The 16,399-nt window shown below is 41.0% G+C and carries 11 protein-coding genes and 1 pseudogene; 3 read left to right on the top strand and 9 right to left on the bottom strand.

The genetic code is table 11. The features are described from left to right. Window positions 1–226: 226 nt before the first annotated feature. The 6 genes from R8N28_RS21140 to R8N28_RS21115 all read right to left on the bottom strand — a co-directional run bounded on the left by R8N28_RS21140 (window position 227) and on the right by R8N28_RS21115 (window position 9,475). Entirely contained in the window at window positions 227–2,602 is a 2,376-nt protein-coding gene (locus R8N28_RS21140) for a hypothetical protein (protein ID WP_318183414.1), read from the bottom strand. A gap of 393 nt (window positions 2,603–2,995) precedes the next feature. Beyond that, the gene (gene tmk / locus R8N28_RS21135; protein ID WP_318183413.1) at window positions 2,996–3,568 is read right to left on the bottom strand and encodes a dTMP kinase; all 573 of its coding nucleotides are present in this window, start codon (window positions 3,566–3,568) and stop codon (window positions 2,996–2,998) included. Next, window positions 3,556–4,812 carry a radical SAM protein gene (locus R8N28_RS21130; protein WP_318183412.1) on the bottom strand — a complete coding sequence of 419 codons (1,257 nt, stop codon included), beginning with the start codon at window positions 4,810–4,812 and terminating at the stop codon, window positions 3,556–3,558. Before R8N28_RS21130 ends, tmk begins: the two co-directional genes overlap by 13 nt. 482 nt (window positions 4,813–5,294) lie before the next feature. Next, window positions 5,295–5,879, bottom strand: coding sequence for a hypothetical protein (locus tag R8N28_RS21125; RefSeq protein ID WP_318183411.1), 585 nt, complete (start codon window positions 5,877–5,879; stop codon window positions 5,295–5,297). A 1-nt stretch (window position 5,880) separates the two neighbouring features. After that, a complete protein-coding gene (locus R8N28_RS21120) occupies window positions 5,881–6,789 on the bottom strand; it encodes a hypothetical protein (RefSeq protein WP_318183410.1) in 909 nt (302 codons plus the stop codon). Continuing rightward, window positions 6,782–9,475, bottom strand: a complete 2,694-nt coding sequence (locus tag R8N28_RS21115; protein ID WP_318183409.1) for a CHAT domain-containing protein — start codon at window positions 9,473–9,475, stop codon at window positions 6,782–6,784. The genes R8N28_RS21120 and R8N28_RS21115 overlap by 8 nt, the downstream gene beginning before the upstream one ends. 200 nt (window positions 9,476–9,675) lie before the next feature. Here R8N28_RS21115 and R8N28_RS21110 point away from each other — a divergent pair, with 200 nt between their 5' ends. After that, window positions 9,676–10,329: a HEPN domain-containing protein gene (locus R8N28_RS21110; RefSeq protein ID WP_318183408.1), complete on the top strand. Its 654-nt coding sequence runs from the start codon at window positions 9,676–9,678 to the stop codon at window positions 10,327–10,329. A 225-nt stretch (window positions 10,330–10,554) separates the two neighbouring features. On the opposite strand, the gene R8N28_RS21105 is transcribed toward R8N28_RS21110, so the two are convergent. Further along, the gene (locus tag R8N28_RS21105; protein ID WP_318183407.1) at window positions 10,555–12,279 is read right to left on the bottom strand and encodes a recombinase family protein; all 1,725 of its coding nucleotides are present in this window, start codon (window positions 12,277–12,279) and stop codon (window positions 10,555–10,557) included. Window positions 12,280–12,335: 56 nt separating this feature from the next. Here R8N28_RS21105 and R8N28_RS21100 point away from each other — a divergent pair. Beyond that, window positions 12,336–13,928, top strand: a pseudogene (locus R8N28_RS21100) (FAD-dependent oxidoreductase); the annotation flags it as partial. A 67-nt stretch (window positions 13,929–13,995) separates the two neighbouring features. Here R8N28_RS21100 and R8N28_RS21095 read toward each other — a convergent pair. Both R8N28_RS21095 and R8N28_RS21090 read right to left on the bottom strand, forming a co-directional pair. Next, window positions 13,996–14,694, bottom strand: coding sequence for an aspartate/glutamate racemase family protein (locus R8N28_RS21095; protein ID WP_017634634.1), 699 nt, complete (start codon window positions 14,692–14,694; stop codon window positions 13,996–13,998). A gap of 139 nt (window positions 14,695–14,833) precedes the next feature. Continuing rightward, window positions 14,834–15,634 carry a PhzF family phenazine biosynthesis protein gene (locus R8N28_RS21090; RefSeq protein WP_017634635.1) on the bottom strand — a complete coding sequence of 267 codons (801 nt, stop codon included), beginning with the start codon at window positions 15,632–15,634 and terminating at the stop codon, window positions 14,834–14,836. Between the two features lie 147 nt (window positions 15,635–15,781). On the opposite strand from R8N28_RS21090, the gene R8N28_RS21085 reads away from it, so the two are divergent. Beyond that, window positions 15,782–16,231 (top strand): YkgB family protein, encoded by a 450-nt coding sequence (locus R8N28_RS21085; RefSeq protein ID WP_005376100.1) that lies wholly within the window; start codon window positions 15,782–15,784, stop codon window positions 16,229–16,231. Window positions 16,232–16,399 lie beyond the last annotated feature (168 nt).

Below are 16,399 nucleotides of genomic sequence, written 5' to 3'. Positions count from 1 at the left end.
TGAAGAATCTGCGATAGTGTTTTGGAGCATGGATTATTCAAATGATTGATATACCCTAGCTCTTTTAGAAGCAAACTTAACTCATCCGCACTAAGCTTATCTTTTAATGCCAATCCCTCAAGCATAGTCATGTGTCAACCCGTCAATTAATAATACTGTGCATACATACAGTATCATTATTTATAGACAGTTGTCAATTTGAGTAACGCAGCACTTAACTTAACCGTTAAGTAAAGTAATCAGCAGCGGTTCGTGCATAAGGAGACATAATGTACACGTAACAGTTAATTGAACGTCCATCTATCATACGTTTTACTCTACGCCCCTGAAACCCAGCAGCATCCAGCATTGCCCTGATCATACTTAGTGCTTTATCAGGTTTTACTCTTGCATCTCCAATCCGTAGAGGTTTTGGCAAATGCACATCTGTCTTACCGATACCCTTTGCCTGAAGACGTTCAACTAGAGAAGACGCAATCTTCTGATTTACAACAATTTCGCACAATGTGAAATCATATCCTGATGCGATCTCACCAAACACCTGACGTACTAAACATCGCCGATAGGGATAAACGTCTGAATGAAACAAATTATAAGCGTCAATATTGAATGAAGTACAAAATTTAACCTCCATTTCGGTTATATCCTTTACACCTGTTTGTTTCTGAATGTCGTACCGCGTAAGACGAAATCTCTCCGCCCCTGTTTTCCCTTCCTTACTCTCCAACTCAAGAGCTTCAGAGTCAGAGAGATTTGATTCTGATAGAACTGCCTTGATTTCACTAGCCTTTAGTTTTTTCGAGTTTTGTTTTCTCTCGCTGAATGCAACATTCCTGTCTTCCTTAGATGCATCGAGTGACGAGTGATCGACTATGGTAAATTTTAGAGCTTTTAGGGCCTCTGGCAGAGTGATAGCAATATTACTGGTCAACAGTTCATGCTCAGTTTTGTACTCAGCTAAAAGGTCTGCGAAGAACCGTTCTTCTGTACCTTCTTTTTTAACCTCTGCTAAATGTTGAGTGTGATCAACCGTCTTGGAGCGTTCCGTATTAACACCATAGACAAAACTAGTCGCGGTTCGAAAACGGCGAGGAAATTGAATTAAGCCAGCGGGATCCAAGGTGCCATTCGCAATAATGTATATTTTATCCGTGTAGTGCTCCGTGATTGAGAACCCTCTCCCTAACGTTGGAGAACACAAAATTGCGCGATATTTCCCTGATTTAATTACTGCATTCGGGTTTTCTAGAAACTCCTTCTGCGCATCTCTACCATGGGTTTCAGAATTGAGAACCAGAATGCTTTCCTCCAAAGCAGTTTCATCGTTAAGAGACTTATTGTCACCGCCCTGCACCCCTTTCAAGAAAACTTTGAGATCTCTTAATCTGTCAAACAGCACAACCACAGGCTCATCATTCCTGGTAACCGCAGCCGTAGCTTCCTGAAATACCATGTCTTTGGTTGCTGTACTTACTGTGATATGACTGTAGTCCTGCTCAATATTGAATATTCGGATATCTGGTCTTATCGAAGTGAGTAGCTTGGAAGTTAATGGAGAGATATCTGCGTCAGCAACAACAAGGTAAGGGGCAGTCTTGATAACCTTAAACAAGGACTCAATAATTAGCTTCCTTGTCTCCTGAGCCATACGATTCTTTGCCTTTGGATTGTCGTTTCCCAAAAGGATATTTCTGATGCATGATTCTATTTCGTCAATCACAACAAGATCACTGGATAAAACTTGCTCTAAAAAAATCTTCTGCCCCAAGGAGTTGATACAGACTGAGAAAGCTTTAGGGTTAAGGTAGTCAATGTTATTCGCTCCAGTCTCATAGCTAACAAAACCTTCACCGATACCACTATGAGTCGCGCTGTTCTTGTTGATGATTGTTTTTAGAGAAGAGATGAACGATACTTTTTTTCCTGAAGCTAAATAAGTTCTAATCAGTGGATCAATAAATTCAGCATTTTTACCCGCACCAGTCATAGCTTTAACAGCCAAAGCCACAGACGTTGATATCTCAGAGAGCCCTGTTACATCTGTAATGTTTCCGCCAGGACTTAGCAATAAATTGTCACGCACAACGTTGAGCAGGGAAGCATTCTTACTTTTTGCTATCTCCGCAGATTCAACATTTGATACACCATACTTCTCTATTCTTTTCTTCAATCCTGCTCTTGAGTACTCAATACCCACTGATGATGCTGCTATAGAACAAAGTATGCGTTTGAAGTACCGATCGCCAGAGATCGCATATAGACGCGCGTTCATGTGCAGGTAATTATTGAATGAGAACTGTTCTCCAGTATCGAAACATAAAACACCTGATGCTGAAGTATACATATGCTCTTTGATAGTACAGGAGAGCTCTGAACTACTTGTCACCAGAATGATCTCATGTCTCTTGGTCGGCTGATAGTAATCTAGCACATCCACAATCGGGCAAGATGGCTCAATCACGCATGTGTCAGGATAAACTTTAAGGAACTCGCTAGCAGGTATGTTGACCAACAAGAATTTCGTTGATTTCTTGTTTGGTTCAGGCTGATTGTGGACTACATGGGTGGCAGTATGAACTGCTTTGATTTTCTTTATACTCATTTTTCGAATCTCTGTAATTATTATAATGATTCATATACTGTTCATTCATACAGTATCGCGCCAAAATGGCGCTGTCAATAATTAATTTGTCTAAGAAATAGACTGACATGCCCTGCTACGCAGGAAATTAACGAAGATGTGCCTGATCGAGTGACGTGTCGCATTTAAAATACCAGTGCTATGAGTAACCACAATTCTACTCACCATCGCCATTTTATATATAAAAAGAGCATGTGAGTAGTTGCGGTCATTTTTTGAGCACCGCTTAATTAACTCATCTCAGGAAAACTCGACCTTTTCGTCGCATTGCGACGGTATGATCTATATGAACCAGTCAATCAACATACTGGGAGCTACAGTCTAACTCCCAGCTATCATGTTGGTATGATTCCCCTACTTCCGAACGTTGCCCAATATAGTTTCAACAATAGCATTGATACTCACTGACGCATCAACGCGAAGCCAGCGCCCCACAGGATTTGAGTCACTCATCTGTTCATACAGATTACGCAACTCATCATCAGCCTCCTGAGTTAATGTCTGACTATCCTCTGCCGTGCAATTGTTTCTATCGTTAATTCTCATTTTTCTCTCATGCATCGGTAAATCAAGGTAAATCGTAAGATCTGGTTTCAAAAGTTCACTTTCTATTTCATGAAGCTTGCAGTGTTGTCCCTTGGTCATCCAGCAATGATAGACCTGAGTTGACAACCAATAACGGTCTACCACGACGTGTTGGCCAGAATCTATCAAACGTTGAGCTTCATCAGCCACGTTGAGCACGGTAGCCATGTAGAACAACTGCCTTGCCTTGGGATTATTCTTAAACACAGCATCGAGATGTTTGCGTGTGGTTTTGAAGTCAGTTCCTGGTGTAGTCAACCACTTTGCGTTGAGTTTCTTGGCCAAGCACTTTGATACTGTAGACTTCCCGCTACCATCTAGACCTTCGATTACGATAAACATTCTGACACCTCCTCAACTGTTAGTTTCTTTGCTAGCTCTCTCATTGCTTTCCATTCTTCATTTGTGAAGCTGTCACTTTCGACAACATGCGGGATCCCTGAATCATCGATATGGCCTTCTTTAATGCCGTATGACTCTCTGTCGTCTGATAGTTGCGTCCCTTCCAGTAGCATTAGAGGAAATGCCTTGATGTTCGATACATTTCGATCCTGAAGGAATCGAAGACTTTGAGTAAAACTATCTAATGTTTGCGTTGGTAACCCATAGATTAGGCTGACTTCAAAAGACATTTTTTTCTTCTGAAGCATTGCGATGGCTGAAGATACTTTCTCAATGCTGTTACGACGGTTAATCACGACAGATTCGGCCTTGATTGCAGTCTGTAATCCAAACTCAAGATGAGTGTTAAGTTTAGAAAACAGATCTAACAGGCGTTCATTAATGTCCTCAAAGCGAACTTGAAAGACTAGCTCAGCCTCCAATCCAATCTCTATTGCGTACTCTAGGATTTCATAGGATCTGCGTCCTTTGCGAAATATCGGATCAAGCACGTTTATTCGCTGAACTTTCTTTTCTTTAAACAGGCGCAGTTCTTGTTGGATGGTTTCTTCTTTAAAATCATAAACCTTGTCGTTTGCTACATCACGGTGGGCGCAAAATGAGCATGCGTAGTAACAGCCACGTTGTGTCTCCCAATGTATCATTGGTTGGTTTTCAGCAATCTTAATGGAACCATTCAAGTAAGGTGAATGAAGCGAAGCAAAATCCACCTTATTTGTAAGGGTCAGCTTATGAAGTAGTTTATTCTGCATAAAAGCTTCTGGTAGCGATACCTCCCCATAGCTCGGTAGATAAATGTCACCACTAGGGTAAAGTGTTTCACATGTTTCCTTGTGAATTTGGTACCCACCAAGAATGATATTGCCCTTAAAGCCTTTCTTTCTGCATTGTGCAATTAGGGGCTCAATCAAATCAGTGTTCCAAACATAGCAACCAATCGCCAATCCATGTAACTCTTCCAAGTTGTATTGGTTGTTGATTTCATCAGCTATCTCTTCTACTGAGGGGTTATCTGCTTTATTTTTTTTCATTACGATAGACAAATGATTAGCTGTAAACTTGTCACCATAGTGTTGGTGTTGCTTACACGCCGACAGCAGCACTCCTGCCGCAAAGCTGGTCGCGCTTTTTCCTTTTTGAGTGAAGTCAAAAGTAACTAATAGGCATTTCTTATTGTTGTTCATAGCAAGATCCATATTCCGATTCTGTAAAGCGGCCACAAAGGCTAACGACGTTCTCTAGTACGCACTTCGCAACCTATAACGAGTAAATAACTTGGTTAATCAAAGGCGCTTGAAGTGCTTTTCATATCCTTGCCGTCGGCAAAGTTTGAAAATGAGGCAGTGTTTCCCTTGCGATAAAATCAGGCGCAAGCTTCGTCCGATCCTAAATCGAATCAGGGATGGATTTGACTTAATGATTTTTCCACCAAGCGAAGTACATGGAGTACCATTGGCAATTGCACTCACTACTCCTAATGTTTTTTGACGAGTGGAGTTTGGCAGATCGCGCCAGATTTTTTTGTCGACAAGACAGATACAGTCAGAGTTTGAACTGGTCAGCTCAGGACTGCGTGGTTGGTATTTGAATACAATATTTTGCATTGAGACGTACCTTTTTTGTGTTGGTACGTCTATACGCGTAGAAACGTGATTTTTTTCGCTTTTTATTTCAATAAAGGCAACAAAACAATGTAACCCACTGATTTTGCGTCATTTAAACTTGCAATTAGATCGTCATTTATCACATCACCATCTATAAATGTGAGCATTACAGCTCCTTCATCAGGTGAAAACTCCCACTTATCATCAGAAGTTATCCAGCCTTCTAAGTCCTCGTATCTATAGTGTATTTGAACCTGTGATTCAGTGTTGAACGACACTGTTTGCTCACCTTGAATCTCAATTAACTGCTGATTTCCCCACTCGACGGTGATCAAAAGTGGTTCCTTTACCTCGTCCTTATCATTTAATGATAAAGCTAAATCACCTAATAGATCCTCTTCACTCATCAGAGATACTATTGGAGAATTGATAGTCTGTTTAACAAAGCGCTTTGCTTGCTGGTAATAGCAAACATACTGTGGCCACTTTGCGGCAAAATAACAAAACCGATCTAAGTTATCTCTACGCTTAACCGCATCGCTCCAGATTCGTTCACGCTCTGGATCTCTAACCAGTTCTTTCCAGTCATCGGTATTGCTGTTTCGACCTTGAACCATCTCATCCAATGAAAGTTTATCTAACGCCATATCAAGCCTCCTCCTTTCGTGGGGACTTCAATTCTGAGAGCTGATTTTTTAGTTTTTCATACTGAGCAAAGTCACGGCCAATCTCATATTGGTCTAATAAACTTTTTCTGCCAGCAGATTTGAGTAATTTATGGCATAAAACCGTGGTGCCATCGTTATTAACACGGTGAAAGTGATCTATAAGTTGAGCAACTGATTTTCGAACTTCATGTTTTTCTATGTGTGATTCATTTCCATCCGCTACATACTGAGGCTTATTTTTCCCTCTAGTTAAGTACTTCTTCTGGTACTTATGAAAATCAGACACTTTTGATTCAACATTAAGGTAAAGGCAAAGATACCTGAAAGATGCATCAGCTTTGTACTTGGACAATTTGGCGGGTGACCCCTTTAGCTCTTTAGCAACATTTACGTCAACATTGATAAAGCCGCTCAGCTCATCTAATAATTTTTTATTCGCTAGCAACCAGTAACCAACCATGTCTGGCGCGACAGAATGACTGTACAAAGGTAAGCAGTTCGAGAGCTTTTCAATATCGTACTCAATATCATTGCCAGTCAAAACATCATGATCTAAAAGACTAGAATCTAAAGATATCTGTTTAATACCTTTAACACTGATACCTGTTTTGAATTTACACCAGAAATCGATTTGGTCAAAAAGCCCCAAATCACAAGGAATATTTCTTTTACGCAGCTCTATCTGATCAAGCCTCTCAGAAACAAACATATCTAGAATTTTATCTTTCGCTTTATCCTGACAACCAAAAACACTTGATAGCTTTGGCCCATTAAACTCTTCTAGAGCATTAGATAAAATCACCTCAATCGTTATTCTGTGCTCCTCAAGATACTGTTTTCGACCTTCTACGCTCCAATCGTTAATTTGCGATAAATCTGCATCACGCATACTTAATAAATCCAGACTTTAGTTGTTGTTGTGCTATGTGATTTTTTAGGGAATTCATTTCATCAGCTTTCAGCTCTACTTGTTCTTTACAAACAGCTCTGTTAATTTGATCTTCAACTCCACAAAACCTTAAACCAGCCCAAGAAGAAGGGTGAAGGAATAACCTCTCGGCTCGTTTAAACTCATCCTCATTCCGCGACTCTTTTGTCTTCATTGGCCCCAATAAACCATCAAGAGATTCATTACATCCCAGGGTATTAAGGTATGGCGACAACCCTAGCTCTCTCATTTTGTTAAGTTCGGCTTTTGCTCCTTGTGAAACCCACCAGCGTTGAGCTGCAAGTAGAGCTTTTGATGGTGAAGTACCAATATTCACAAGTTGGTCATAGTAAGATTTGATATGTGCTGTAACAATATCTGGCAATGCCCACAATGACCCTATTGAACTCACTGCCCCCCACTCTATCATCCGCATATCAAAACCAAATGCTTCGTTAACAGGAATAGAGAAGACATTCAGGGGAATATTGCTACCGCTTTGGCAAGCCCAGAATTCAACACGCTCCATACCTGCAACCTGATTAACCAGTTCTAAGTCATTCATGTCGAAGTGTTTCGTTTTCAGATAAGGCCTGTTAGGAAGTTCATGTGCACAATGGCCATAGTAAGATATGACTTCACTGGTACGAACCACTTCAACAAAATCATCTTTTTGAACATCAGTCATAAGACCAGAAGCGTGTTTGTTCGCTACATTGTGAAAACGTGTCTCACCACCATTGATACATTTAGAACCACTACGCTGATTAAAATGTGTTACATGGTTACAAAGGTATAGAACTGTTGGAAGCCAGTTAATCTCATCAACCAATGTATAAAGTTCTTCACCCTCAATTCCAGTAGCAGCCCACGGTATCTGAGAGGCAAAAAACGACGACAGCAAACCAATACGTTTACATCCTTCAGGTAAGATCTGGCTCCAATCAACGAAATCTAGAGGCCAATGTTCATCTATGCCTGACTCCCCTCGTATGAACTCAGCGAGATGATTGACTAACCCATCAGGCATTTCAACTGTATGTCCCTTAACGATAAGTTCACCGTTAATCAGCTCTACAACTAAAATAAGCGCGTCACTAAACCCTGACTCTATATCTATCCGCACAATAGTCAGGTCATCATTCGCTCGCAACGCCTTCTCAAAATGAGATAAATCTATGACAAAATCACTACCTCGATACTCTAAGAAGCTAGGCTCTAATCGATAAATAAGGTTTTCTATTTTCTGGAAGTCCTCAAAACAATATCTCGCTTGCTTTCGTATATACTCGATTGGTTCTTTATCATCTAAAGCACCAGAAACAACTTCAGCAAACTTACTCGCATTATAAAAGACTGTATTTTGATTGAGTTCTTCTAACACTGACGGTCGCTTCAAGCTTTCATAACACTCTTGAATTATGGGACGTAGTTCTTCTTCTTTTATATGTTCTAGCATAAGTGCTAGTTCGTTTAAATTGTAATAAGAAGCACCTAACTGAAGAAAATCATTCCATAAAGTACCAGCAAGTTCTGTTGATGGTAGTTGCCAATGCTTATTGGCACTTTCACAGAAGCGTAATGCACTACAATTCTCAAGAAATGTTAATGCATCTTTAGTATCGTTCTGTAAAACTTGAATACGCGCTAGGCCTGAGCAAATCCTTTGTACCAAAGATGCCAAGTAGTCAGCTTCGGGATCGCTTTGACAGGAGCGACGATTGTTCATTAGTTCAGCTTGCTTTCTCTTTAATGCCAATACATTTTCTTCACTTGGATTATCGCTTGCCTTCTCAACAAGATATGTAACTTGTAATTCGGGATCGGAAAGATCACCTGTTGGATTAATTGACATAATCTTTAGAGGATCAATTCCAAACTGCGGTGCAATATCTAAAATGGTTTTGCATAAATCTTTGTGTTGTTGAGAATCGGAGAAATGCATCAATCTTGCGTAACTCAGTCCTAGAGCTTGCTCTGGAGCCATGATATTCATAAATGTTGGTAAATTGTAACTTTGATAGTCCAAATACAGTGCCACAGAAAGCGCTTGTAGTTCGCAGGCATTTTGATTAAGTCCCTGATCAAAAAGTACACTCGCCAGATTGAAGTAGATAATTGAAAGTTGGCCATCCTTAATCGCCTGAGGAACTTCGCTATTCTGCAATGTATCAATTGCTTGACCGTGGAGCAGTTTGGCTTTTTCTAAGCAATTAATATCTTTATCAGGCCAAAGATATTCATGTGCAGCCCTACGATAAGCTACTGCTAATTGCGAGAGGCTAGAAGCGTACTTCTCAGGGATACGTTGCCTTTCAGGAGTATCTAACGCACGGTTAAAATATTGAATAGCCCTTTTTAAGTTATGGTAAGTCCCACCAGGCAATTCAGTGTGATATGAAAAGTATAAAACTCCTAAGTCATGACACGTTGAAGCTCTCGCCAATGGCTCCTTGTGAACTATTTTCAGGGCTTTAGAGAGTATTTTTTCTGCTTTAACGATAGATTTTGCATCTTTTGTCTCTAAAAGAGACTTAGCAGATTCAGTCAGTTCGAACCATTTTCTTTTGACACGACTTCGAAGCAGCAAGTCTTGCAAAGCACTGTACTCTATAGCTTGCTCACTTTGTATTGAGAAAGAACCCATTCGCTATCCTTATAAATATTCTTTCCATTTTCAGGTAACCCTTTCTTGTACACCTCTGAAATCTTTACCTGTTGAAAATTTAGGCTAAAAATATGAATCAATTCAAAGTGTACTCTAAGTCATAACACAATAATAACCAACTTGCATAACATGCCAACAAGGGTAACATAAAGACAGTCAAACAACTTCTGGGAAAGCATATGTATCAGGTACTTAAAGAGCGCCACCGTCAAGAGAGAGACTCTTACCCACAAGCGCTGTCTCTGCGAGTCCACCGCGCTCTTAGTTGGCTGAAAAAGGCTGAGATGTGTGATGATGACCACGACTCGAAATACATCTTTCTTTGGATTGCGTTTAACGCCGCATATGCTCAGGATTTCGAGTACAAGGCTGATTTCGGTGAACGTGGCCTATATCAAGAGTTTCTTGCCAAGATCGTATCTTTAGATGACAGAAATAAGCTGTCAGAACTAGTTTGGTCTCAATATTCATCTTCCATTAGATTGATTCTAGATAATGAATATATCCTCCAGTCCTTCTGGAAGTTTCACTCTGGTCTTATCATTGAGGAGCAATGGAAAAAAGAACGGTCTCAGGCTAAATCTATCGCAAACAAAGCTTTGTCAGGGGGTGACACCGCCACTGTATTGAGTGTCGTTTTCTCAAGGCTTTACACATTACGCAACCAGTTGATACACGGTGGGGCCACGTACAACAGCTCTGCTAATCGTGACCAAATTCGCGACTGCACTGCGTTACTTGAAAGTGTTGTTCCAACAATTATTGAGATTATGATGGATGGGGCTAATGAGCTGTGGGGTGATGCGGTTTATCCTTTAGTATCAATCTCATAGAGTTAATAACTAACTCTATTCTATATTTTGTCGATGGATAATATACACGCTCTTCAAAGCTTACCCCTATGGGTTTCCCATCACACATAGTGCCCTAGAGTCTTCCCAGTTAATCATCTAACTGTCTGTTTTTCATGCTTTTAATAGATGAAGATGACTAGTTCAACTTTAAGTAGGTAAGGTCTATCAACTTATTCTTTAGAAGATAGACCAAAGCGACTCAACCTAATCTTCACTGCCTTGGTGCGTGTTTTGCTGTTGAACCTTGTCTAAGATTAACTGCTTCTCTTCGTCACTCATTGTTTGAGAAAAGGTTTTAGCGAGGCTATCGATAAAGGCCATTCGTTTAGCATCATCACTTGCAAATTTTTCTGGTTCTTTAAATTGGATGTGACCTCTGTCTCGTTGGTCAAAATCTATCCCCTCTGCACCTAACTTCATAGCGGCTCTGACTCTTCGAGAACTTACACTCTTATCAACGGTAGCAGATACTACAAAATCTCCCCAAGCCCCAATGACCAACTTCACTCTAGGCTTATCGCTTGTCGATTCATGTCCAAGTACAGCTTTAACATCATAGTCCTTTAAGATCTGATTGAATAAGGCCTTGTTTTCATGTTTGGTTAAATCCAAATTCATTTCAGTAAGCCTTCCCGAACGTTCTGCTTTTGCATCTGCTATCAAATTATTCAGTTCGTAGACTTTTGCCTTCTGTTCCTCATAAATACCAACCCAACTGTTGTCGTTTGGGTAACGTATCATATAACTTTGAGCATTTGCTGCTTGCTCCTGAGCTGAAGCAAGCTCCATTTCAAGCTGGCCTATGTCTACTGTTATTTCTTCTCTATCATTCAATGTATGCAGAAGGTTGTAAACACACTGTTCTAGTGGTTCATACCTTATACTTTTCGCATCACACCCACCTGTTTTGGCTTTGTTGTTGCACTTAATATATGAGCGGATCTTACCTTTTGGTGATATGCTCTCCCCTCCAAATGCCATCTTCTTGCCACATTTCTCACAATATGCCAATCCACTCAAGACGTTCTTAATTTTAGTAACCTTACCTCCTTTTGATTTGCGTATTTTTTGCTGGCAAGCATGAAAGAGTTTTTCTTCAACTATGGGCTCACAGTAATAAACACCATCTCTATATCCAGTTACCGTTTGATCACGAAGATAACGGTTAACCGAAGATTCTGACAAAGGCCTGTTATAGCTTGAAGGTATAAGTACACCTTCTTCATTGTATGTGTATCTTGCTAATTTGATGGGGCCTAACTCATTAATTATTCTTTTGGCTCCAAAGCCTTGTTTTCTTAACTCAAAGATTCTCCTGATTACATCTGCATTTTTCCGTACAACTTTTAAATCTTTACGATCTTTTGTTCTATGCAGCCATATCGGGGTCTTGGCTGTTGTTTTTATACCTTGGTCAGCTAAGATTTTATTTGTTGCAAGAATACGCTCACTTTTGACTCGGCTCTCTTCATTTGCCAAGTGCAAACCCACTTCGAGCATAATTCTTGCGCTTAGGCCACTTGGGCCACTCATGTTTGTTTCAAAGACGGTGTTCCATTTGGTGACTGCAACCTTGACTCCCGCTTTCATTATGTTTTCGAAATGACCACGTACCACATTTGGTTCAGCGCGACTGAAACGATCTATCAGTTCAAAGACAATTATGTCACCAGGTACAATTATCCCTTTTTCTATATCAGCGAATAGCTTCCCTAGTTGACCCTTTCGTATGTTTTCTTGCGTGTATCCCGACCTACCTTTATCTTCATATCGACGACCAAAAGTGTAAGGTTCTTTACCCTTTTTAACTCTCAGTTCATTATGGATATCAATCCACTGTTGCGTTGCTTCTACTTGGCGCTCAACTCCCTGCCCTTCAATTGATTGAATCTTTTTAGATACACGGTGATACAAAAAATAGCGTCCCACATTACCTCCATATGTTTCTCGTCCAAATGATAACACTTGAGTTGTTTATTATACACTTGTCATTTGCAAACTGTGGCTTACCCTATCACATTGGTGGCGATATCCAAGAGCGCAGCAAACTGCTTCTTCAAACGCCTGAGAGCTTTCTAGCGCGTTTCAATATTGATGTCCGTGTGATGAACGAAGTGGTTTCTATTAACCGTCAAGACAAAACGGTTACGGTTAACAATTTGCTTGATGGCTCTGAATACCAAGAGAGCTACGACTTTCTTCTACTCAGCCCTGGCGCAGGTCCAGTTGTGCCGCCTATTCCGGGTATTGATAACCCGTTAACGCACTCGCTGCGCAATATTCCAGATATGGATCGCATCATTAAAACGATCGAAACCAACAAAGTTGAACACGCTACGGTCGTTGGTGGTGGTTTTATCGGTTTGGAAATGATGGAAGCCTTCCACCAGCTAGGCATAAAAACCACATTAGTTGAAATGGCGGATCAAGTGATGACGCCCGTTGACCGTGAAATGGCTGGCTTCGCACATGCTGAAATTCGTGAGAAAGGCATCGACCTTAAACTTGGCGTCGCACTTGAGTCGGTGAAATTCGTACCTAACGAGCACGTGGCAAGTTTCGACTCTGGTGAAAGCGAAAAACACCAACATCTAGAAGGTGAATTGGAATTAACACTAAACAATGGTGAAAGACTCACCACCGATATTCTGATTATGGCAATTGGTGTTCGCCCCGAGACCAAATTAGCAAAAGAAGCTGGCTTAGAAATCGGCGCTCTTGGTGGTATTTATACCAATGAATACATGCAAACCAGCGATCCTTCGATCTACGCTGTCGGCGACGCGGTAGAAGAGAAAGACTTCGTGACTGGCGAGCAAACTCTAGTGCCACTTGCGGGCCCGGCAAACCGTCAAGGCCGAATGGCAGCAGACAACATGCTTGGCCGCCAAGAAACTTACCAAGGTACGCAAGGCACGGCGATCTGTAAGATCTTTGATTTAGCCGTCGCTTCTACTGGTAAAAACGAGAAACAGCTGAAACGTGAAAACATCGCTTATGAAAAAGTGTATGTGCATACAGCAAGTCACGCGAGTTACTACCCAGGTGCAGAAACTGTGTCGTTCAAAATGTTGTTTGATCCAGTAACAGGTAAAATATTAGGTGCGCAAGCAGTAGGTAAAGACGGTGTTGATAAACGTATCGACGTAATGGCAGTTGCTCAGCGTGCTGGTATGACGGTAGAGCAACTGCAACACCTCGAGCTAACTTACGCGCCACCTTATGGCTCTGCTAAAGATGTAATTAACCAAGCGGCGTTTGTGGCAAATAACATCATCAAAGGCGATGCGACCGCGATTCATTATGATGAAATGGATTCACTGACAGAAGACCAACTGTTACTTGATGTTCGTAATCCTGGTGAATTGGAGTCCGTTGGTTATCTTGAAGGTGCAATTAATATTCCTGTCGATCAACTACGTCGTCGCATGCACGAACTTCCTAAAGACAAAGAGATCGTGATTTACTGTCAAGTTGGGTTACGCGGTAACGTAGCATACCGTCAGCTGGTCAACAATGGTTACAAAGCCCGCAACTTGATTGGTGGATACAGAACTCTCAAATTTGCTCGCTTATAACTTGATAATAAAAAAGAGAAAACCACGTGCTTGGTTTTCTCTTTTTTTGCAGGAAAGAAAGCGTAGATCATTCACCTTCAATTGCCAAACGGACTGCTGCTTGAGCATGGATAGAAGTGGTATCAAGTAGTGTAACCTCGGTGTGACTTTGGTTTACAAGTAAGGCAATTTCAGTGCACCCGAGAATCACAGCTTCAGCTCCGTGCTCTTTTAGTTTTTCAATAATTTGCAAGTATATCGTCCTTGACTCCTCTTTGATTTCACCTTGGCATAACTCTTTATAAATAATGTTATGTACTTTAGAGCGGTCGTCTTGATCGGGAATGACGACATCAAGCCCATAACGGTCGGAAAGCCTTCCTTTATAAAAGTCTTGCTCCATTGTGAATTGAGTACCAAGGAGTCCGACCTTTTGAACCCCTTTCTCACGAAGTAACTCAGCAGTCGCGTCTGCGATATGTAGTATGGGGATATTAATACTGGCTTCAATTTGAGGCGCAACTTTGTGCATTGTGTTAGTACAAATAAGAATGAAGTCAGCGCCCCCTTTTTCTATTGAAGATGCAGCATCAGATAGAATGCTTGCCGTTTCTTCCCATTTACCTTGATGTTGAAGTTTCTCTATCTCCGAAAAATTCACGCTATACATACAAATTTTTGCGGAATTTAAGCCGCCTAACGTCTCTTTGACTCCTTCGTTGATCAATTTGTAATAACTAAGCGTCGACTCCCAGCTCATACCACCTAGAAGACCGATAGTTTTCATATAACTCTCCAATCGTTATACACCACCGTGCCAGGGGTATTTTTACGAAAAAAATCAGCCACTTAAATAAGTAGCATTCAAGCGTCCTCACTATTGAGCATTGGGTAACACGAAAATAAAATCATTCCCACAAGGACCGCTACGCGATTCTCATATATCCTCGCAATATCGTTACTGCATTTCCAGAAAGCTTAACGTGCTCAGTGCTTAACAACTCTGTATGGACGACCCCACTTCTCTCGGAGGCTTGGAAGCCTTTCAGTTGCTTTTTGTTGAGCTCTTTAGCCCAGTAAACACATAAAGCGCAATGTGCAGAGCCTGTAACTGGGTCCTCATTAACACCTACCCAAGGCGCGAAGTATCGAGAGACAAAATCGGCGTCAGTACTTGATTGAGCAGTGATGACGACGCCACGGCCCTTTTGTTTAAGCAGCGCACCAAAATCAGGGTCGAGCTGTTCAAGCACAAATTCATCATTAATGACGATCAACTGCTTATTATCAAACTGACCGTAGGCGACTACATTGGCGGCATCTAGCCCCAAGCCATGAAGTAAGTCTTTGTTAATACTCGCTCTCATATCTAAAGTTGGCGCAGGAAACACCAAATGAATTTCTTCATGATCGAGTTGTGCAGTTAAAACCCCAGATAGCGTAACGAACTCAATCGTATCTCCAGTATTATATAACCCCTGCTCTTTCAGAACGTGCGCCGTTGCAAGTGTGCCGTGTCCACACAAAGCAACTTCCGTCCTCGGTGTAAACCAACGAAGTTGCATTGTATTGAGTGACAGAAATGCCGTTTCAGATAACGACATCTCGGCCGCGATGGCCAACATCGTTTCCTCATCAAGGCTTGACTCTGTGATACAAACACCCGCGGGATTACCTTTGAAAACCTCTGATGTAAACGAGTCAACCTGAAAAATTTTAACTTCCACGAAATATCCTTAAGTTCTATCAAACACGTAATTCTGTATCACGTGATTTTTAATATCTGTTGTTTGAGCGAAAAAAACCTATGAAATTTTCTACCAACCTTATAGGTCTTGTTGGAAGCGCTAACAAACAGGAGAATGTAGTTAATTATGCAAAACGTAAAAAGCCATCATCAATGTGACTCAATTGGATATCTTATCGGAGTTTTCGGCGTTTCTTTAGTTCTAATATGGATTGGTATTTATAAATTCACACCTACAGAGGCCAAGCTTATACAACCGCTCGTTGAAAATCATTTTCTGATGAGTTGGTTGTATGATGTGATGTCAGTTCAAGCCGTATCAAACATCATTGGCGCAACAGAAATCATTGTCGCTATTGGATTAATCGTTGGCCTTAAAAACACACGAGTCGCTTATTTTTCTGGCATAGCCGCCGCAATTATTTTTCTTGCGACACTCAGCTTTCTAATTACGACACCGAATACATGGAAAGTGTCTGATGGGGTTTTGGTGACAAACTTCTTTTTAGTAAAAGATATTCTATTTTTAGCCATTGCGATTAGCGTCATCGAACGAAACAAGCCAAACAGAGAATAACTCTAAATAGTTCGAAATCTTGTTTTTCCAGAACGTAGCCTGAAAGGTGCAAACGACTTACAAGTCGAATGGTTCTGTCAATAACTCTAAATGTAGTGGTCAACTAAAATTGGCCACGGTTTTAGAGTTTTCCCAATATAATCGTTCTGATTCATTGGGAGTTAGACC

It is taken from the genome of Vibrio sp. Vb1554 (assembly GCF_033344235.1).
Note: the sequence above shows the minus strand (reverse complement) of the source record. Positions and strands in the feature narration are given on the sequence as shown.

What these genes read in the sequence shown, in the direction of transcription:
- R8N28_RS21095 (WP_017634634.1), bottom strand. Translation starts at nt 14,694, where the DNA reads ATGAAAACTATCGGTCTTCTAGGTGGTATGAGCTGGGAGTCGACGCTT.
- R8N28_RS21130 (WP_318183412.1), bottom strand. Translation starts at nt 4,812, where the DNA reads ATGAACAACAATAAGAAATGCCTATTAGTTACTTTTGACTTCACTCAA.
- R8N28_RS21115 (WP_318183409.1), bottom strand. Translation starts at nt 9,475, where the DNA reads ATGGGTTCTTTCTCAATACAAAGTGAGCAAGCTATAGAGTACAGTGCT.
- R8N28_RS21140 (WP_318183414.1), bottom strand. Translation starts at nt 2,602, where the DNA reads ATGAGTATAAAGAAAATCAAAGCAGTTCATACTGCCACCCATGTAGTC.
- R8N28_RS21110 (WP_318183408.1), top strand. Translation starts at nt 9,676, where the DNA reads ATGTATCAGGTACTTAAAGAGCGCCACCGTCAAGAGAGAGACTCTTAC.
- R8N28_RS21125 (WP_318183411.1), bottom strand. Translation starts at nt 5,879, where the DNA reads ATGGCGTTAGATAAACTTTCATTGGATGAGATGGTTCAAGGTCGAAAC.
- R8N28_RS21120 (WP_318183410.1), bottom strand. Translation starts at nt 6,789, where the DNA reads ATGCGTGATGCAGATTTATCGCAAATTAACGATTGGAGCGTAGAAGGT.
- R8N28_RS21085 (WP_005376100.1), top strand. Translation starts at nt 15,782, where the DNA reads ATGCAAAACGTAAAAAGCCATCATCAATGTGACTCAATTGGATATCTT.
- tmk (WP_318183413.1), bottom strand. Translation starts at nt 3,568, where the DNA reads ATGTTTATCGTAATCGAAGGTCTAGATGGTAGCGGGAAGTCTACAGTA.